This is a genomic window from Paenibacillus sp. GCM10012306, from assembly GCF_042649265.1.
Lineage (GTDB): Bacteria > Bacillota > Bacilli > Paenibacillales > Paenibacillaceae > Paenibacillus_AQ.
Window position 1 is genome coordinate 61,621 of record NZ_JBHRYW010000001.1, and the last position, 19,683, is coordinate 81,303.

At 45.2% G+C, this 19,683-nt stretch carries 16 protein-coding genes; 12 read left to right on the forward strand and 4 right to left on the reverse strand.

The features are described from left to right. Nucleotides 1-327: 327 nt before the first annotated feature. The 7 genes from ACFORK_RS00305 (at nt 328) to ACFORK_RS00335 (ending at nt 9,016) form a co-directional block, all read left to right on the forward strand. The gene (locus tag ACFORK_RS00305) at nt 328-1,092 is read left to right on the forward strand and encodes a MerR family transcriptional regulator (RefSeq protein WP_379195706.1); all 765 of its coding nucleotides are present in this window, start codon (nt 328-330) and stop codon (nt 1,090-1,092) included. Between the two features lie 178 nt (nt 1,093-1,270). Then, the gene (locus ACFORK_RS00310) at nt 1,271-2,530 is read left to right on the forward strand and encodes a TraB/GumN family protein (protein ID WP_379194442.1); all 1,260 of its coding nucleotides are present in this window, start codon (nt 1,271-1,273) and stop codon (nt 2,528-2,530) included. Nucleotides 2,531-2,844: 314 nt separating this feature from the next. Beyond that, complete coding sequence (locus tag ACFORK_RS00315; RefSeq protein ID WP_379194444.1) at nt 2,845-3,630, forward strand: MerR family transcriptional regulator; 786 nt, start codon at nt 2,845-2,847, stop codon at nt 3,628-3,630. Between the two features lie 244 nt (nt 3,631-3,874). Continuing rightward, a complete protein-coding gene (locus ACFORK_RS00320; protein ID WP_379194446.1) occupies nt 3,875-5,134 on the forward strand; it encodes a TraB/GumN family protein in 1,260 nt (419 codons plus the stop codon). Between the two features lie 121 nt (nt 5,135-5,255). Beyond that, nucleotides 5,256-7,175 (forward strand): DHA2 family efflux MFS transporter permease subunit, encoded by a 1,920-nt coding sequence (locus ACFORK_RS00325; protein ID WP_379194448.1) that lies wholly within the window; start codon nt 5,256-5,258, stop codon nt 7,173-7,175. A 210-nt stretch (nt 7,176-7,385) separates the two neighbouring features. Further along, nucleotides 7,386-8,159 (forward strand): MerR family transcriptional regulator, encoded by a 774-nt coding sequence (locus ACFORK_RS00330; protein ID WP_379194451.1) that lies wholly within the window; start codon nt 7,386-7,388, stop codon nt 8,157-8,159. Nucleotides 8,160-8,224: 65 nt separating this feature from the next. Next, complete coding sequence (locus ACFORK_RS00335; protein WP_379194453.1) at nt 8,225-9,016, forward strand: CPBP family intramembrane glutamic endopeptidase; 792 nt, start codon at nt 8,225-8,227, stop codon at nt 9,014-9,016. 208 nt (nt 9,017-9,224) lie between these two features. Here the strand turns inward: ACFORK_RS00335 and ACFORK_RS00340 are convergent, their stop codons facing one another. After that, nucleotides 9,225-10,961, reverse strand: coding sequence for a sensor histidine kinase (locus ACFORK_RS00340; RefSeq protein ID WP_379194455.1), 1,737 nt, complete (start codon nt 10,959-10,961; stop codon nt 9,225-9,227). Further along, the gene (locus tag ACFORK_RS00345; protein ID WP_379195708.1) at nt 10,958-11,692 is read right to left on the reverse strand and encodes a response regulator transcription factor; all 735 of its coding nucleotides are present in this window, start codon (nt 11,690-11,692) and stop codon (nt 10,958-10,960) included. Before ACFORK_RS00345 ends, ACFORK_RS00340 begins: the two co-directional genes overlap by 4 nt. Before the next feature lie 183 nt (nt 11,693-11,875). Between ACFORK_RS00345 and ACFORK_RS00350 the strand changes: the two genes are divergently transcribed. The 3 genes from ACFORK_RS00350 (at nt 11,876) to ACFORK_RS00360 (ending at nt 16,465) form a co-directional block, all read left to right on the forward strand. Then, nucleotides 11,876-12,187 (forward strand): YbjQ family protein, encoded by a 312-nt coding sequence (locus ACFORK_RS00350; RefSeq protein WP_379194457.1) that lies wholly within the window; start codon nt 11,876-11,878, stop codon nt 12,185-12,187. Nucleotides 12,188-12,242: 55 nt separating this feature from the next. Continuing rightward, nucleotides 12,243-14,585, forward strand: a complete 2,343-nt coding sequence (locus ACFORK_RS00355) for a M13-type metalloendopeptidase (RefSeq protein WP_379194459.1) — start codon at nt 12,243-12,245, stop codon at nt 14,583-14,585. Nucleotides 14,586-15,256: 671 nt separating this feature from the next. Beyond that, entirely contained in the window at nt 15,257-16,465 is a 1,209-nt protein-coding gene (locus ACFORK_RS00360; RefSeq protein WP_379194461.1) for an MFS transporter, read from the forward strand. 75 nt (nt 16,466-16,540) lie between these two features. Here ACFORK_RS00360 and ACFORK_RS00365 read toward each other — a convergent pair whose 3' ends face one another. Beyond that, nucleotides 16,541-16,996 (reverse strand): Lrp/AsnC family transcriptional regulator, encoded by a 456-nt coding sequence (locus ACFORK_RS00365; protein ID WP_379194463.1) that lies wholly within the window; start codon nt 16,994-16,996, stop codon nt 16,541-16,543. A 246-nt stretch (nt 16,997-17,242) separates the two neighbouring features. On the opposite strand from ACFORK_RS00365, the gene ACFORK_RS00370 reads away from it, so the two are divergent. Next, a complete protein-coding gene (locus tag ACFORK_RS00370; RefSeq protein WP_379194465.1) occupies nt 17,243-17,701 on the forward strand; it encodes a tautomerase family protein in 459 nt (152 codons plus the stop codon). 104 nt (nt 17,702-17,805) lie between these two features. Here the strand turns inward: ACFORK_RS00370 and ACFORK_RS00375 are convergent, their stop codons facing one another. Further along, the gene (locus tag ACFORK_RS00375; protein WP_379194467.1) at nt 17,806-18,384 is read right to left on the reverse strand and encodes a TetR/AcrR family transcriptional regulator; all 579 of its coding nucleotides are present in this window, start codon (nt 18,382-18,384) and stop codon (nt 17,806-17,808) included. Nucleotides 18,385-18,626: 242 nt separating this feature from the next. Between ACFORK_RS00375 and ACFORK_RS00380 the strand changes: the two genes are divergently transcribed. Then, nucleotides 18,627-19,598, forward strand: a complete 972-nt coding sequence (locus ACFORK_RS00380) for an alpha-L-fucosidase (RefSeq protein ID WP_379194469.1) — start codon at nt 18,627-18,629, stop codon at nt 19,596-19,598. Nucleotides 19,599-19,683 lie beyond the last annotated feature (85 nt).

The window sequence follows — 19,683 nt, forward strand, 5'->3', positions numbered from 1 at the left end:
TGACTATATAAGATAAACAAAAGAAAGTAACAAAAAGCGAGAAGGAGTGAAGGGGGAAGTTTGGAACTGTAGGAGCGAAGCGCTCGTCTGAAAGCTTTCCGCAGGAAAGCTCGCATCGGAAGCACAGGCAGTCTCCGGATTTTATCCGCTAATAGCGGTATAATCCAAAAATCTGGAGACAATAACGACCGGAAGTCCAAACATTCCACCGTAGTGACGACCGAGCCCTATGTTAGGATTTTAAGTTCATCTTGAATAGAATAAAAAAATGCTTGAGTGTAACGTAACGTTACACCTTATACTGATGCTAGAAAGGGGCTGAGAAAGATAAATAAGAGACATTATACCGCTGGTGCATTCGCTAAACTGACCTCAACGACGAAACGGATGCTGCATTTTTATGATAGCAAGGGATTGCTTAAGCCAAGCAGCTACAGTGAAAAGGGATACCGGGCCTATTCCGACGAGGACTTGTTCCGGCTCCATCAAATATTAACCTTAAAATATTTAGACTACTCGTTGGATGAAATCCACGAATATTTGGAGCAGGATGGCAAGGATTTTAATGCTTCTCTGGAGCTGCAATATGAGCTGTTGTTGCAGAAGCAGCAACATATCCAGCGCGTTGTCGATACGGTTGAGCAGGCAAGAGCGATTGTTAAGGACAACCATACGATTGATCCAGAGCTTATTATGCAGATGATTCGTTCCATTCAGCATGAGGAGGAGCAAAAGCAGTGGCTCTCCGAGCGTGTGCCGGATTCACTCGTACAATCTATTTTTAGTGTTGAAGTAAACCTGCAAACTGAGCTGATGATAGTGTTTAATGATCTACTCGTTATGTCCAAGCAGGGGCTGTCGCCGGATGATCCACTTGTACAGGAGCGTGCGCAAGCTCTAAAGCTGTTTTTCGAGCAGATACTTGGACACCCGCTAGAGGAACTAGGAACGAACGAGACGGGAAGAGTGCTGAAGGAGGTGGATCCGCAGCTCTTCCCGAACTTTGAGCCTAGCTTTGCGAATTACTTGTCTGAGGCGTTCGTTCATTTGTTCCGTCGTATGTGGGAGGAGAAGATGAAGGAAGAGCAATAGGTTACAACCCCAAACGAAGTTGTCCGTCGACGCATAATGAAGGTTGCTTATAGAGATAGAGATAGAGATAGAGATAGAGATAGAGATAAAGACAGATGTAGAAATCGGATATAAAAAGGTTGCTTTCTAACGATTAAAACTGCGTTTTATTATTCCAACTAGAAGGAGTTATATACTAATGAAAAAAATTAGCGCTGTAATACTTTCCCTGATCTTGCTTACTTCTGCATATTCTTCCGTTCAAGCAGCGGAAAAATCCTTATCCGTAAAGTTAAACGGCGAGCAAATCCAATTCAGCAACTCCGCACCGATCATTGAAAAAGGAGTGACACTCGTCCCATTGCGTCCGCTCCTGGAAAAGCTGGGCGTCCAAGTGAAATGGGATCAAGCGACTCGTACCGTCAGTGGTTCGAAAGAAGGTCTCTCCTTCTCTTTGAAGATTGGCAGCACGAATGCCACGGCAAACGGGAAAACGGTTAAGCTGGATGCAGCACCAAAGCAAATCAAGAATGTAACGTATGTACCGCTCCGCTTTGCTGCTGAAACTACAGGCTATCAAGTGGCTTGGAATCAATCGCTGCGCCAGATTAGCCTTACCTCTGGACAGCAATCCGAAAGCAGCAAAGGCTTTTTGTGGAAGGTAGAGAATAAAGGCAACACCGTGTATATGCTTGGTACAATCCACACCGTCGACAAGACTATATACCCGTTGCGTCCGGAGATTGAGAATGCGTTCAATGCTGCTGACTACTTGGGCGTAGAGATCGACTTTACAAAGATCGTTCCCGACGAATTAACTAAATTGATAACTGATGTGAGTGAATATAAAGACGGAACCACACTGAAGGATCATATCTCTGCAGCAACCTATAACAAAGTTCAAGCATTCCTGAAAGAAAATGGACTGCCGGAAAATAGCTACGATAACATCAAGGCGTGGTACGCTTCGCAACAAATGGGGACCATTCTATCGGCAAAACAAGATTTAGACGAAGGTATGGGTATTGACATGTATTTCATGGGCAAAGCCATCAATACGAAAAAGCCAATTATTGGGCTAGAGACTTTTGAGTCCCAATACGATGTTTTCAATAAATTCTCCGACTCGCTACAGGAAAAGCTGATCCTTCAAATGCTGGATCCAAACTCTTTGCCTTCTTCTGCTACGGAAATGTCGATGGATGATATTCTGAAAGTATGGAAAACTGGCGATGAAAAAAACCTGGTTAAATTTGTCGATGCGCTTCGCTGGGATGATGACTATTTCAAAGGTATGCAGACGGACCGTAATTTAGCAATGGCTGAGAAGATTAAAGGCTATCTGAACAGTGATAAAAAAGCAACATATATGATTGCACTTGGAGCTTCACATTTTGCGGGCGACTCTGGTCTGGTTACAACGCTGGAGAAGGCGGGATACAAGGTGGTAAAACAGTAACATTTAAGCAGCTTGGGTGAGGATGCTATAATTTCTGCATTAGCATGTAGTAATAATACCTATAACAACGAAGGAACTAATGTAAAAAGGACGATGCAATATATGTTTCTCCAGAAGACAGAGTTAGTAGTACCCATAGACTAGGAACTGAAAGAAAATATTAATTTATACCATCCCTCTCCATTGAATGCTGTTCAGGCAACATCATTCAATTGGAGAGTTTTTGCTATGACTCTTTTTTTTGTTGATATGATCAAAGAAATAATGCTTGAGCTTGACGTTACGTCAGGCGTTATACTGACACTAAAAAGGAGATGAGAAAGATAAGTAAGACATACCATACCATTGGTTCATTCGCTAAATTAACCTCGACGACGGGACGTACGCTGCGCTTTTATGATCGTAAGGGGTTGCTCAAGCCAAGCGGCTATAATGAACAGGGACATCGGATGTATACCGATGAGGATCTGTTCCGACTCCATCAAATATTAACCTTAAAATATTTAGATTACTCCTTGGATGACATCGGCAAGTATTTGGAGCAGGACGGTAAGGATTTTAACGCTTCTCTGGAGATGCAATATAATATGCTGCTGCAGAAACAGCAGCATATCCAGCGTGTTGTGGCTACGATAGAACGGGTAAGAGCGCTCGTTAAGGACAATCATACGATCGATGCCGGGCTTATTATGCTAATGATTCATTCCATTCAGCACGAGGAGGAGCAGAAGCAGTGGCTGTCCGACCGTCTGCCGGATGCACTCGTACAATCGATGTTTATGAGTGGTTCAAGCTTGGAGGAACAGCTTGAGCTAGAACGTGAGCTGATGATGACGCTTAATGATCTGCTTGTCATGTTCAAGCAAGGGCTGCCGCCGGATCATCCGCTTGTACAAGAGCATGCGCTTCCTCTGAAGCCGATATACGAGCGGGCGTTTGGACAACCGCTGCAGGAGCTGTGGAAGAACGAAGCGGTAGGAGTTCTGGAGGAGATGGATCCGCAATTGATCTCAGGTCACTTCGATCCGGAATTTAAGAACTATTTGAGTGAGGTGTTTTTTCATATGATGGTTTCGCTGATTGAAGGAGGGGGCGAATGATTAGGTCCATATAAGTGATAGCTATTCTATATGTTTCGGATTAAATTTTAATTTGATAGAGTCATGCCTAAATTTATTCATCGAATGTTGTCCAAACTACTCCATTCGATCGGAGAATTTCGGTTATGGCTCTTTTTTGTGCTGATATGCCCAAAAGAATGCTTGCGCTTGACGTAACGTCAAGCGATAAGCTGATGCTAGAAAGCCACTTTTTATTATTCTAACTAGAAGGAGCTATACACCAATGAAAAAACTTAGTGTTGCATTAATTTCTCTATCCTTGCTTACCTCTGCATTTTCTTCTGTTCAAGCAGCAGAAAAAGCTCTATCTGTGGGACTCAACGGAGAGCAGATCCAGTTCAGCAAATCTGCACCGATTATCGAAAAAGGGGTGACACTCGTCCCCATGCGTACCCTTCTGGAGAAGCTGGGCGTCCAAGTAAAATGGGATCAAGCGACCCGTACCGTCAGCGGTTCGAAAGAAGGTCTCTCCTTCTCCCTGAAGATTGGTAGTACAAATGCTACTGCAAACGGCAAAACAGTCAAGCTCGATGTAGCACCAAAGCAAATCGGGAATGAAACGTATGTGCCGCTCCGCTTTGCCGCTGAAACTGCAGGCTATCAGGTGGCCTGGAATCCGTCACTGCACCAGGTGATGCTGACCTCTGGGAAACAGTCTGAAGGAAGTCATGGTTTTATGTGGAAGGTAGAGAACAAGGGTAACACCGTTTATCTGTTAGGTACAGTTCACGTAGCCGACGATAGCATGTACCCGCTACGTCCGGAGATTGAGCGTGCGCTCAATGATGCTGATGATTTGAGCGTAGAGGTTGACATGTCAAAGATTGATCCCAAAGAAGTACAACAACAGTTAATGGAACTGGGTTTTTATAAAGACGGGGATACGTTGAGTAATCATGTCTCCGCAGAAACGTATGTAAAACTTAAAGCATTCTTGAACGCCCGTGAAATGCCGGAAAATAGCTTTGATAACTTAAAGCCGTGGGTGATCCAGGGACAGATTAGTTACTCTAATATTGCAGATGACGGCTTAGAAACGGGAATGGGTATTGACCTGTACCTTATTAATAAGGCCAACAAAGCGAAAAAGCCTGTTATTTCGCTGGAAACTACAGAAGGTAATTACCGGCTTAATAATAGCTACTCCGACGCTCTACAAGAAAGAATTCTACTCCTAAGTCTGGATCCAAAATCTGTGGTTCCCCCTGCTCCGGATGTTCCTGCGGATTTCTTCCCGAAAATATGGAAAGCAGGCGATTATAACGCCTTGGCTGAAGCAAGCAAATCAACTGGCTGGGATCCTGAATATTACAAAGGCATAATGTCCGATCGCAATGTAGCAATGTTCGAGAAGATTAAAGACTATCTGAACAGTGATAAAAAACAAACTCATTTGGTTGCAGTGGGGTCTGGGCACATGCTGGGCGACAAGGGGATTGTTCCATTGCTGGAGCAGGCAGGCTTTAAGGTGAAAAAACATTAGGATTTAGAAGATCATCGTTCAAAATACTAAAGGGCCAACCGTGAGGTTGGCCCTTTTTAAAGTTCAAACAAGTGCTTGCCCCTGACGTAACTTCAGGTGCTATACTGGCGCTAGAAAGGGGGTGAGCACGATAAGTAAGACGTATTACACCATTGGTTCCTTTGCAAAACTGACCTCGACCACGGAAGGAACGCTGCGCTTTTATGAGCGGAGGGGGTTACTCAAGCCGAGCGGCTACAATGAAAAGGGACATCGTATCTATTCTGATGACGAATTGTTCCGGCTCCATCAAATATTAAACTTGAAATATTTTGATTACTCCTTGGATGAAATCAGCAAGTATTTGGAGCAGGACAGCAAGGATTTCCATGCTTCTCTGGAGATGCAACATGAGTTGCTGCTACAGAAGCAGCAGCATATCCAGCGCGTCGTGGCTACGATTGAAAGAGTAAGAGAGGTCGTTAAGGATAACGATACGCTTGATCCTGAGCTCCTCATGCTGATGATTCGTTCCGTTCAGCATGAGGAAGAGCAGAGACAGTGGCTTTCCGGTCGTTTGCCGGATACGCTCGTACAATCGATATTTATGAGCGGAGCAAGCCGGGAAGAACGGACCCAGCTAGAACGTGAGGTCACAATAGGGCTTAATGATCTGCTCATCCTGTTCAAACAAGGGCTGCCTCCGGAACATCACCTTGTGCAGGAGCGTGCGCTTGCTCTAATGCAAATCATGGAACAGTGGTTTGGAGAATTACTACAAGGGCTGGGGAGCAGCGAAGCGGGAAGTGCATTGGAGGAGACGAATTGGCAGCTCTACCCGGGCAGCTTCCCGCCTAATATTGAAGTGCTGCTGGTGGCGCGTTTTTTCCAGGCGGCTGGCCTGGCCTTACTATTACCTCTTATGATGAATGCCATACTGATTCTTTTCCCGGCAGAGAAGCGCGGTGCAGCTATGGGATTGATGGGGCTTGTATTGACGCTTGCGCCTGCTTCTGGTCCAACCGTTGCTGGTTTAATTATTGAAAAGCTGTCTTGGCATTGGATTTTCTGGATTTCCGGAACAGTTCTTTTTATTTCACTAATCTTCGGCATAATCTTCTTGAAAAATATATCCGTGATTACACGTCCGAAAATTGATATTCTTTCGCTACTGCTTTCAACAATCGGTTTTGGCAGTCTCTTATTTGGGTTCAGCAAAGCCGGAGAGAGTGGCTGGAGTAGTATGTTGGTTATATCTTTCATAATTATCGGCGTAGTAGCCCTTATTCTCTTCACTTGGCGTCAATTGCGTATAGAATCGCCGATCATGAATCTCCGTACGTTCCGTTTTCCAATGTTTAGTTTGTCGGTGGTGCTATTTATTGTAGTGATGATGCTGCTTTTGTCATCTATGCTGTTGTTGCCGATGCTCTTACAGAACGGTCTTGGAAAAAACACCTTACAGGCCGGACTGCTCTTACTACCTGGTACGCTCATTAGTGGTATAATGGGTCCTCTTATGGGTAAAATGTTTGATAAGTACGGACCAAGAAGGCTAATTATACCTGGTCTGATTCTAATTGGTGCCGTTATGTTTCTCTTCTCAACGATTACGGTGAATACCTCAACTGTGTTAATTGTTGCCTTGCATTGTACGTTCTTGTTAGCTTTGTCGATGGTCATGATGCCAGCAAAAACCAATGGGATGAACCAGTTGCCGGCTGAATTATATCCACACGGTACAGCAATAATGAGTACGCTGCAGCAAGTGGCTGGAGCGATTGGCAGTGCGTTGGCGATGACGATGCTGGCGACAGGTCAGTTAAACTATTTGCGTGATCAAGGATTTGATATGAGTAATGGGCTTAATCTTGCTCAACTAGATCCCGCGATGTTAGCTCATTTGCCGTCCTCCTTTGTTTTTGGCATCAAAGGCGCCTTTATTTTCGCTGGTGTCATGTCGATTATCGCCCTGTTCATCTCGTTTTTTATGAAGCGTGTCAAACCAAATGCCCAAGAGGCAGGATTAAATCAACCTGAAAGTGGAACTGTTGTCCATTAGTAAGACAGGCTTCACAGGTACCTTGCCAGTTTAATCAGTCAGTCGCCGGAAATCCAACGGTGACTGGCTATTTTGTTTACCCAGAAAATCCTACTCGTTATGGGGAGTTTGAACTAATATGGAGATCTTTTTTAATTAGAGTCCAAAAAAAGGACTTGAGGTTAAAGTAACTTTAAGCTTTATACTGAAACTAGAAAGGGGCTGAGTAAGATGAGTAAGAAGCATTATACCGTTGGTTCATTCTCGAAATTGACCTCAACGTCGACACCTACTTTGCGATATTATGACCGCAAGGGGCTGCTCAAGCCAAGCGGATACACCGAGGGTGGATACCGTACTTATTCTGATGAGGATTTGTTCCGTCTCCATCAAATATTGGCCTTGAAATATTTAGATTACTCCTTGGAAGATATCAGCGAGTATTTGGAACAGGACGGTAAGGATTTTAATGCTTCTCTGAAGCTGCAATATGGGCTGCTGCTAAAGAAGCAGCAGCATATTCAGCGCATTGTGGATACGGTTGAACGGGCAATAGCAATCGTTGATGATAACGACACGATTGATCCAGGACTTATTATGATGATGGTTCGTTCCATTCAGCATGAGGAGGAGCAGAAGCAATGGCTCTCCGAACGTCTGCCGGATACATTCGTACAATCGGTGTTACTAAGTGGATTGAGCGCGGAAGAACGAGATCAGGTAGAACGTAAGATCATGATAACGGTGAACGATCTGCTCGTGATGTCCAAGCAAGGGCTACCACCGGAACATCACCTTGTGCAGGAGCGTGCGCTTACTATAAAGCTGATAATCGAGCAGATGTTGGGCGAATCGCTACAGGAACTGGAGACGATCGAAACGCTAATAGCGCTAGGGGAGTGGGATCTGCAGCTTTTTCCGAAATTCGAACCGGAACTTATGAACTACTTGGTTGAAGCGTTAGTTCATCTACTCAGTCAGAGCACGCCACCCGACATTACGTGAAAGCAGTGAAGTTATAAAAATAATAATTTATAGTGGGAGTGTTTATGATGTCAAATAATAGGGACATGCTGCAAGAATCTTCGGATCCCGCCCTTCGAGTTCGTCCCCGTGTACGATGGGGTGTTCTCACCTATTTCCTCTACAGCGCAGTCTTCTACGCGATCTTTGTTCTCAATGGTGTCGACTACCCGCGAATAGGCGAGAGTGCGCAGACCCTTCTTCTCTGGTACGTAATACCACTGTCCGGCGGTGCCGTGCTGACCATCACAATGGTCACGATCTACGGATGGTGGCGCCCCAGTCTGCTGGAAAGGCAGCGTCTTTCACGATGGACGATGACTCTCCCGATCATCATGATGGTCATCGCGATCGTGAACATGCTGATCGGTGACTTCAGCCGTTTCACGCCCCTCATGTGGTTGTATCTCATTGTGGGTAGTATCTTGGTCGGCTTCAATGAGGACATGATCAACCGGGGTCAGTTGATAGTCGCTCTGCGCAGCCGCTTCGGTGAAACCGGGGTCTGGCTGCTTGCAACCGCGATGTTCGCAGTCTTCCACCTGCCGAACATCTTCCTGGGCATCGGGGCGGGTGCCTTGTTCCAGGTATTGATCGCTTTCGGCCTCGGTTCGATCTTCTATCTTGCCCGGAGGTCTACCGGATCGCTCGTGTTCGCCATGCTCCTGCACGGACTTTGGGACTTTAGCATTTTTTCTACGAATGGCTCGTCGTCGTTTCCTCTCGCTGGTGCACTAGCTCCGGTGTTGGCGATCGCTGCAGCGATTACGGTTCCGATTATCCTCCGCCGCGAAAGAGGGCGCGATAGCGCCCAAAGCGTGTCAAGACCCGTCGCCTGATTCATCTGTGAAAGAAGACGATAAAATGCACATTGCCCCATAGAACAGAATTACTCTCTGCTAAAATAGAATATCCTTAAAAAGGAAAGCTGCGGGTTATTAACCTCGCAGCTTTTTTGCAACACAAACGCTTTTATTTTTGCTGATCTAATAACGATGATTGCCCTCTCACTAGGATGGAAAGGAGTCAGGCCTTGCCGGTTTTCGCTTAGCAGGGCAACCAAATCTCAATTTTCGTACCTTGCCACACTTTGGATTGAACAAGGATTTCGCCGCCATGCGCTTCCACAATAGTTTTGGCGATGCTCATCCCGAGCCCGGAACCTTCCGTCTTTTCTTCAGTATTTGTTCCCCGGTAGTAACGCTTAAACAAATGATGTAGTGTCTCCTCATCCATTCCTTTGCCATTGTCGATTACTCGTATGCATGCCTTGTTATTCACCTTGCTAATAGCGACGGTAACGACTACGCCCGGCGGATTATGCTTCACGGCGTTGGACAGCAGATTATCCATCAGCCGCTGCAACCAAATCTCATCTGCCTTCACCACCAGGGGAAGCTCATCCCCAACGTAGTGAAACTGATATTCCGACATGGTGGCGTCGTTCACGTACTTCAGTACAGAGCAGCGTACCAGTTCGTCCAAATCCAGCTCCCGGAGCTCCATAATGTAATCTCCTTGCTTGAGCTGATGAATCATAGAAAAGTCGGAGATTAACTCAAGCATATACTCACCCTTTTCGCGAATCGTCGTGCCCATGGTCCGCATATCCTCGTTACTCCATTCAGGCAAGCTTTCCAGCATATATCCATAGCCTTGAATCGTAGCCAGGGGCGTGCGCAGATCGTGGGAGATTCCTGACATCCACTCCGATTGCATCTTTTCCAGCCGTTCCCGTTCCTTCTCGGTCTGAGCCAACTGATGAGCCATTTGATAGAAGGATTCTATCACTTCTTTATAGAGTCTGTAACGAATTCGCAGCGTGCCGTTGCGGCGAAATATTTTGCGTTTATCCTTGGCAGTCAGTACCTCATTGTATTGTCCTCGTCCCATCCGTTCGAACCAGCCTGCGAACAAAATCAGCGGCTGACCGTAGCGATTACCATGCCAGATGGAGATGGGTACCGCCAAGAGCAGGACAAGACCTGCAAACCAGGTGAGGTTACGCGTTGCCGAATCATACACAGGGTGCTTCAATGGTTTTCCTGCTGTATTGGTTGTATAGAGAATCCATTTCATTCCACTCTGCTCGTCCCGATGAGTGACAATATTCGTGTCATAATAGCTCGGTGATTGCTGGATCGTCAAAATATCTAACGGACGGTACGCTTTATGTTCATAAGCTTTATCCCCGATGCCTTGTACAATATGGCTCTCAGGGTCGATTACCTGCAGGTAGGAGCCCGTCTGGCGCAGCTGCTGCTCTAGTAGAGGAACCGCATTGCTCCGCACCTTTCCCTGCTGCCCATAGGCATTGAACCAGGACGTGAGCTGGTCAAGTTCAGAACTTTGGTAGCCCAGTATGTACAGCAGCGGCCCGTTAGAAGCCGAAGTCAGCTGAGTGTGCACAGCATACGTCCCAATCTTCCGGGTTTCTTGGATATCCAGCAGCCCGGAGGTGGAGTAAGAGGCAGGCAGTAAGGGATGAGCAACGCTATTGACGTTGTAGATAACTTCTCCTTCAGCATTGACAACCTGTAGCCACATCCCTTTCTCCGTGATGAGCTTGTCCCATTCGGGGGAGAGATGAATCGTTCCGCCCTTCAAAGACGCTTCTTGGGCAATAAGCTGCAAAGCGTCATCCGGAAAGTTGCGGCGTAAATCATTATTCGTAATGTTCTGGTAGAACAAGACGCTGGCAGCCAAAGAGAGAGCGAGAATCACCAGGGCATAAAAGATCAACTGGTATGTGAAATGGAAAGCCATACGTTGTTGGATCTTCATCGGTCTTGCGGTTCCTTCACCAATTTGTAGCCGAGCCCGCGTACGGTAAGAAGCAGCTGCGGATCGCCTGGATTGATCTCAATCCGCTCGCGGATGCGCCGGATATGGACCATTACAGTCGCGTCATCTCCTTGTCCGTTGATCCCCCACACCTTGTCATAGAGCTGTGTTTTGGAAAATACCACTCCGGGATGCTTACAGAAGTGCAGCAGCAATTGGAACACCTGAGCGGGACAAGGAACAGGCTGTCCCTCCACAATCAGTTCGCCTTCGGCTTCGTTGATGGTGAAACGGCCGAACCGGTAAATCCCCGGATCGGGCTGCTTCACTGGATTGGCTATGGACGCTTGAGGCTCCAAACGACGGATGCGTGCCTGAATTCTTGCGGTCACTTCCAGGGGATTGAAGGGCTTCGTAATATAATCATCCCCACCCATGGCGAAGCCGCGCAGAACATCGAGATCGGAAGCCTTGGCAGTCAAAAACAGAATATGTGGATTACCGTATTCGCGAAGCTTCGAGCAAAGCTCTAGTCCGCTGCCGTCCGGGAGCATAATGTCGAGCAGGACGATATCGGGGGCTATGCGCTCCGCTATGTCGAGTGCTTCTGCACAGGTGGAAGCTGCGTACAGCTGATGGAATCCTTCCCTGCGCAGCACCATTTGCAGCATCGTGACAATCGAAGGCTCGTCGTCAACGATTGCGATTTTAATACCGGATAGATTTGTCATCATGTTCACCCCTCTCCATAGTAGCCTACTCACATTAACAGAACCTAAACTGAGGCAGCAAACTTAAGCTAATGTTTATCTATTCGTTTAGGCTCTGTTTCACAGGGGCTGGTAGGATAGAATCCATAAGAAATAGGTTCAGAACAACGGATAACACACTAGTTGTTCTTAGGAGGCAGTCACTTGATTATTACAACCACCGCGGTCGTGGATGGTTCTCCAGTTAGGCAATACATTGGCGTGGCTACGGGAGAAGTCATCATGGGAGCTAATGTCGGAAGAGATATTCTTGCTTCATTTAGAGATCTTGTAGGCGGACGATCGAAAGCTTATGAAACCAAACTAAGGGAGGCAAAAGACGCAGCTTTTACAGAAATGACCCAGCAAGCTTCGCAGATGGGAGCCAATGCAGTTATCGGTGTAGGTATCAATTACGCAGTTGTCCGCCAGGACATGATGATGGTCGCTGTCAGTGGAACAGCAGTGATTATCTAATCTTGATGAATCATTGTTCCACTCTATAATTTCACGAAAAGGAGCTTATACGCAGATGAAAAAACTTAGCGCTACAATACTTTCCCTCAGCTTACTAACCTCTGGACTCTCATCCGTTCATGCAGTAGAAAAAGCTTTATCCGTATCACTGAATGGTCAGCAAATCCAGTTCAGCAAGTCCGCACCGATCGTTGAAAAAGGAGTGACACTTGTCCCGGTACAACCGCTTCTGGAGAAGCTGGGTGTCCAAGTGAAATGGGATGCCAAGACCCGTACCTTAAGCGGTACTAAAGCTGGTCTCACATTATCCCTGAAGGTTGGCAGCACAAGCGCAACTGTAAACGGAAAAGCAATCAAGCTGGACACAGCGCCTAAGCAAATCCAGAATGTAACGTATGTTCCACTCCGGTTTATCGCTGAAACAGCAGGCTACAAAGTTGCCTGGAACCAATCACTGCGTCAAGTTAGCCTTACCTCGCAGCAACAGAAGCCGACCAATGAAGCTGCAGTAACTAGACTACAAGACGACTTCTATGAAGCAGTAAATGCGAAATGGAAGGCATCGACCGAAATTCCGGCAGGTAAAGTCATCATAGGCGGTTTAAGTGACCTTGGTGATACAGTAACTAAGCTGTTGTCGAAGGATATGGCACAAATGGCAGCCAACGGACGTGACCAAACAGATGACGAGCTCGGCAACATGATTAAGTACTATAAACTTGCCGCTGATCGGGGAACCCTTAACAAACAGGGGTACGAAGCTATTAAAGGTGATATCCAGAAGTTGAAATCGATAAACAGCTTGGCCGATTTTGCAAAGAATCAAAAAGATCTCTATATTAGGGGACTTGCTTTACCCTTTACTTTGGATATCTTGTCCGATATGAAGGATGCAACGAGAACGATCCTGTACATCAATTCCCCTAAACCGAAATTTGAAAAGAGCATGTATTCACCTGACAATCCTCAAGGTCAAGCAATGGTAGGACTATACAAGAACATGCTGGCAGATCTATTGGTGAGTGTTGGGGAAACCAAAGAAGCAGCCGAACGAATTGCCGGTGAAGCGGTAGCATTCGAAGCAGAATTTGCCCAATATACAATGACAGCAGAAGATCAGAGTAATGTTGAATCCTTCTATACTCCAAAAACATTGAAAGAGTTAAAGGCATATAGTAAAAATATTGATCTCGAAAAATTCATCGTCGATGTTACGGGTACAACACCAGAAAAGGTCTCATTGATGAAAATGGATTATTTCAACAATCTGGATAAGTTTATTAATGAGAAAAATTGGGAGAAAATGAAAAGCTGGACCTACGCCACTTTTGTATTAAACTCTGCGAGTTTTCTATCTGATGAGATGATAGCAAAATCAACGCAATTGAGCAGAGGCACCGCTGGTCAGGAACAAATGGCAGTAACGGATGACACGATCTACGATATTGTTAACGCTAATTTCAAAGAGGTTGCTGGACAATATTATGGTAAGACCTATCTTGGAGAACAAGCAAAGCAGGAAATTTCCAAGATGGCAGACAATATGATTAGCGTTTATAAAAATAAATTCCTGAAAAATGACTGGATGTCTGAGCAGACGAAAAAAGAAGCGATTAAAAAACTGGATCATTTGAAAGTACACATTGGTTATCCGGACAAACTGGATGACATGTATGGTGCGCTTAAGGTCGATGCAGGCAAGACATTGTATGAGAACAATCAGGCGATCCAAGCAGTCCTTACAAAAAGCAAATTTGCAAAAATTGATCAGCTCATTGACCGGAACGAGTGGAGAATAGCAGCGAATACAGCCAATATGATCTCCGAACCGCTGACCAACACCATTACATTCCCAGCAGCGGCTCTTCAGGCGCCATTCTATGATAAAAATCAAAGCGCAAGCCAGAATTACGGCGCTATAGGTGCGGTTATCGGGCATGAAATCTCTCACACCTTTGATTCCAATGGCTCCAAATTTGATGGGATTGGAAATCGGACCAACTGGTGGACAGCCGAAGACTTTAAGAAATTCGAAGCTAAAACTAAAGCTGTTGTTGACCAATATAACAAATTAGAGTATCTGGGCCAAAAAATCAACGGACAACGGACACTACCAGAAAATATTGCCGACATTGCCGGATTGCAGGTTGCGCTTGAAGCGGCTAAACAATTGCCGGATGCCAATCTGGAAGAGTTCTATAAATCATGGGCAACTGTGTGGAGACAGAAGGTTGTTCCTGAAATTGCATCATTTCTGCTAGCCGTCGATCCTAACCCGCCTGTGAAATTCAGGGTAAATGTCGTAGTTGGTAACACTGATGATTTCTATACTACATTTGGTGTGAAAAAAGGTGATGCAATGTATATTGCTCCAGAAGATAGAATTACTCTTTGGTAAAAGAGGATATGAATAAAATGAAGCTGCGGGGTTATTAACCTCGCAGCTTTTTTGTACAAGAACGCTTTTATTTTTGCTAGTCTAATGATGTTGTTGCTTATAGCCCTCTTTTTGTTGAAGCAAGAGTGCTTGGGTAAGTATCTGGAGTGGGGACGACAAGGATTATCAAAGTGCAATTAACGGCATTTTCGTACCTTAATTCCTCTACAGCTAAGGGTTAGTGGAGATTAAGTGCAATATTGTACCTTAAATCTTCCAGAATACCCCCTCCAGCGTACTTTTCCAGAAAATAAGATACAATAATACCCTTATTTCCCTCATTTGTCTATTTTAAAGAAAAATAAGGTGCAAAAATGCCGTTAGTTGAGGATGTAGCCCTCTTTTTCACTCTAAGGCAACTAGTGAAGGGGGAGTTGAGATTAGCAAAAAAAGAAACGTTTCATGACACGACAGGCTAACCGTTAAGGTGGTCCTTTCTTTTATGGTGCTACAGTAGTTGTGGGCAAATGTTACTTTTGGTGCTGTTGGTTTTAAATTATAGGAATACGACAGAAAAATAAATGATATTAAAATAAAAACGACGGATATTCAGTTACTTATACATGTAAAACAAAGAATTAATCCTGTAAACTATAAATCGCTAGAATTTATAGATTAGAGGTGTTATTCATATGAACCGAAACATGGCCTCATCCTCGCAGAGTGCCACGAGTAATGCTTCTGCTGAACGTCTTCCATGGGGTGGATTACTGGCATTGGCGATGACGGGGTTTATCTGTATCCTAACCGAAACGCTTCCAGCAGGGTTATTGCCCCAGATCAGTGATGGGCTTGGAATTTCGGAAGCTCTCGCCGGCCAGCTTATCACCTTATACGCGCTAGGTTCCACCTTGGCTGCGATACCGTTAATTACGGCTACACGGGGTTGGAGAAGACGGTCGCTTTTGCTGATGTGTATCGTTGTTTTTCTTGTGTTCAACACAATCACAAGTCTATCTACGAGCTATATTTTGACACTTGCGGCCCGTTTCTTCGCGGGGGTATCCGGTGGTGTTGTATGGGGAATAACAGCAGGCTATGCACGCCGTATGGTGCACGAATCATTAAGAGGACGAGCGCTTGCGGTGGCGATGATTGGTACTCCACTCGGACTTCTGCTTGGTGTTCCCATTGGAACATTTGTCGGGGGCTATATAGGATGGAGACTTGTCTTTGGGATCACATCTATACTCTCGCTGCTACTTATCTTTTGGGTATTCAAGGCAGTACCGGATTTTCCAGGGCAAGTTGGCCAGCAGCGGCTTCCACTTCGTAAAGTTTTCTTCATACCTGGGGTACGATCCATTCTCTTTGTTGTGTTGTTCTGGGTACTCGCACATAACGTCCTCTACACCTATATTGCACCGTTTCTTACGCTGGCAGGACTTGCTGGGCGAGTAGACTTGATCCTGCTTATATTTGGTATTGCCTCTGTTGTTGGCATTTGGGTGACAGGCATGCTGATCGACCGTTGGTTGCGACTGCTTACCTTATTCAGCCTGGCTGGTTTCGCCGCAGCATCTGTATTGCTTGGTATTGGCAGTGGTCAACCTGTGATCATCTATTTCAGTATTGTCTTGTGGGGGCTGACGTTTGGGGGAGCGGCGACATTACTTCAAACAGCGGTCGCGGAAACAGCAGGCGAAAATGCTGATGTAGCTCAGTCCATGCTGGTAACCAGTTGGAACATAGCTATCGGTGGGGGCGGTATCATTGGAGGTGTTCTGCTTGGAACACTTGGTGTCCATAACTTCCCTTGGGTAGTGCTCGTCCTGCTCCTGCTTGCTCTATTCGTTACAGCACGTGCCAAAGAACACGGATTTCGAAGTTTGAAACAGTAAAGACAAATTCTATAACGATGAATCGCAAAAAAAGAAATCCGGTTTGAATGCCGGATTTCTTTTTGTTTATAGCTTCTAATTTTTATTGATAAGGGTGCTTCCAGCTTCAGAAATAAAGAATTTATGGTCAATAGGTGATGACATGACAATGAGAATGGTATAAGTTCCGTATTTATCGCATTGATCTCCGAATTTCTCCAGAGACTGTATGGAATCAGTAACGACTTTCAACATGTAATTATATTCTCCGCTTATCCGATGACATTCAATGACTTCAGGAGCGGAGTGGCAAAAATCAATAAAACCGTCACAGTCTCTTGTATGAAGCAGCATGTAAGCTGCGGCCTGTTTTCCGACCTTTGCGGGCGAAACAATCGTACGATACTGTTCGATGATTCCCTTTTCCTCCATCCGCTTTACTCTTTCCGTTACAGCCGGTTGTGACAGGCCGACGGATTTGCCAAGCTCTGTCATGGGAATTCGCGCTTGATGCTGAAGGTGGTACAGGATATTCTGGTCAATCTGATCCATGGTTGAGCTCTCCTTTTAAAATTAAGGTGTTATTGGTAAATGAACTTATTTTCATTTGAGAGATAATCTCTTATCAGGGAAAACTCATGCTATTAGTGGAATACTCATTATGAGTATAAACTGTCTGGATAAAAGAAATCAATCACATGAGTATTGGATATGCTAGAGAATTATTGACTATGACGATCGTCATAATATATGATTATGATGGTCGTCATAATCGTACTTAAAAAGGAGAATTATACTATGCCAATGATCGATGTGTACACACCAGAGCATCTTTTCCCAGCAGGTACAGAAAATGAATTAGGAACAGCATTAGCCCATGCTATTCTTAGAGCAGAAGGCGTTGTTTCACCTAGCCCGTTTCATTTGGACAATACAGCAGTATTTATTCACCGGCTGAAAGCAACAGATATTCATACTGGAAGCACAAACGCGGCGAATAATGTAAGAATCCAAATTATTACACCACCAGGTGTACTTAATCGGGAGGGGCAGAAGCAGGTAACGAAGGAAGCGACAGAAATTGTAGCGCGGATTGCTGGTGACGATAATCTTCTCAAACGTACCTGGGTCATTCTTACAGAAGCTGCTGAAGGTGGTTGGGGAATGCAGGGAACTGCATTTGGCGTTGAAGAATTTAGTGCGTTGGCCGCTCGTGCAGCCGCTGCTCAGGCGGCTCAAGAAGTCACAGGAGATTAAATTTCAAATCAAAAAACTTAGCCTGTAACACTGCATGATCCAGTACGGATTTGCAGATTACAGGCTAAGTTTTTTTAGCAGGAGAACCTTGTTTAAAACAGGTATTATTCCGTTTCCCGTTGTGAGTTGGACGCGCTCTTTACCATAATCAGCAGTTGCTCTGCTACCGTATCGAAAGTATCGAAAGATTTTTGCGCTTTACTGATAGCCACAGCGCCTTCGCAGGAAGCAATGATAACATTCGCTAGTCCCTTTGCTTTGTCCGGGTTCAGACCGCCAGCAGCCAGCATTGCTGTTAAGTAATCGCCCCATTGTTGGAATACAGTTGCGGCTTGTTCCAGCAAGTCTGGCGAGTCCGATCCTACAGTTACCGCGAGCACAGAACAACCCATTTCAAAGTTGGAGTGACTTAATAGCATTCTCCACAGTGAAATGAACTTCTCGGTGACAATTTCAGCGGGTTGGTCTTCAAGGGTATTTAAAAAGCTTATAGCGCGTTGTCCAGCCAGATCAATAGCTTCCTTGACAAGTTGGTCTTTACCCTCAGGGAAATGATGGTAGATGGACCCTCTTGGCGCTCCAGTGGCTTTCATAATTTCAGAAAATGAGGCAGCCTGCACCCCCCGTTGGCCGAGGAGCTGTATGGCACCTTCAATCATAAGTTCTCGAGAGTTTAGAGTCATGTTTACACCTTCCTTTTGCCTTTGCACATCTCAGCTTATCAGCTTCTATAGTAACGATTGTACATTTCAAATGTGCAAACGTACAGCGTAGAGACAACAGAGAGTATTTAGTCCTTCCAGATAATTATGTAGGAATTGTACTATGGAATGTCGATTCTGTTAGCTGTAACGGGGACTATAATTCTATAGAGTAGTAGATATTATACGATTCTGTTACACAACATAATTAGGAGGTTATCTTCATGAGTAATCAAGAATTGGTTCAACAGCAACAATGGTTTGTTAATCAAAGGCTTGGCATGTTTATTCATTTTAATAGTGCTACATTTCAGTTCGCAGATACGGAAGTGGAAGATTGGGAATATGGCCACGAAAATAACGATGAACCTCGCAGATTTATTTTTGATCCCAAAGACTGGAATCCGACGCAGTTGGACTGTGCCCAATGGGCCAAGGCTGCAAAATCTGCAGGAATGAAATTTGCGGCGCTGACAGCGAAGCATCATGAAGGATTCAGCTTATGGCCGACCCAATATACCGATCATTCTGTAAAGAACGCAACGCTAAAATCAGACGTAGTTAAGGAATATCTTGATGCATTTAGGCAAGAAGGGATTGAAGCAGGTCTTTATTTCTCCGCGCTGGACTTGCATCACCAAATCGGCCGGAAGAAATGCACGCCTGAAGATAAACAGTTCATTAAGAATCAAATTGAGGAGCTGTTGACAGGTTACGGAGAAATCCCGTTCCTGATTATTGATGGGTGGAATGCACCTTGGGGTGGCCCTAGTTATGAGGATCTTCCTTTCGAGGAAATCGATGCATTGGTCAAAGGTCTGCAGCCACAGTGCTTGTTGATGAACATTGGCTGTGAGTCTGGAGTAGAGCAAACGGACATTGCATTTTTTGAAAATGCTGCCGGGCAAGAGGTCGATCACTCTTTTAACGGTCCCGGAGCGAGCTGCAACATTTTAACCAAGACCTGGTTCTGGAGAACATCAGATACTACTATGGAGCTTAGAACAGCTGACTGGGCATTGGACAAAATCATTGAATGTAACAAGCACAATGTATCATTCTTGCTTAATGGGGCACCGAACCAGCAAGGCGTGCTGGACGACAACATTCTGCAACGCTTTAAAGAAATCGGCGAACGGTATCATCACCCGGCTGATCTCACCGTTATTCCGGACAATTGGTCTTATAGAAAATAAGTTTCACATTTAATAAGGAGCTGCGCCAGGAAGAAGCGCCTACTTCTAATATTCGTACGATCGTTATTTATCCAGAAATAGCACT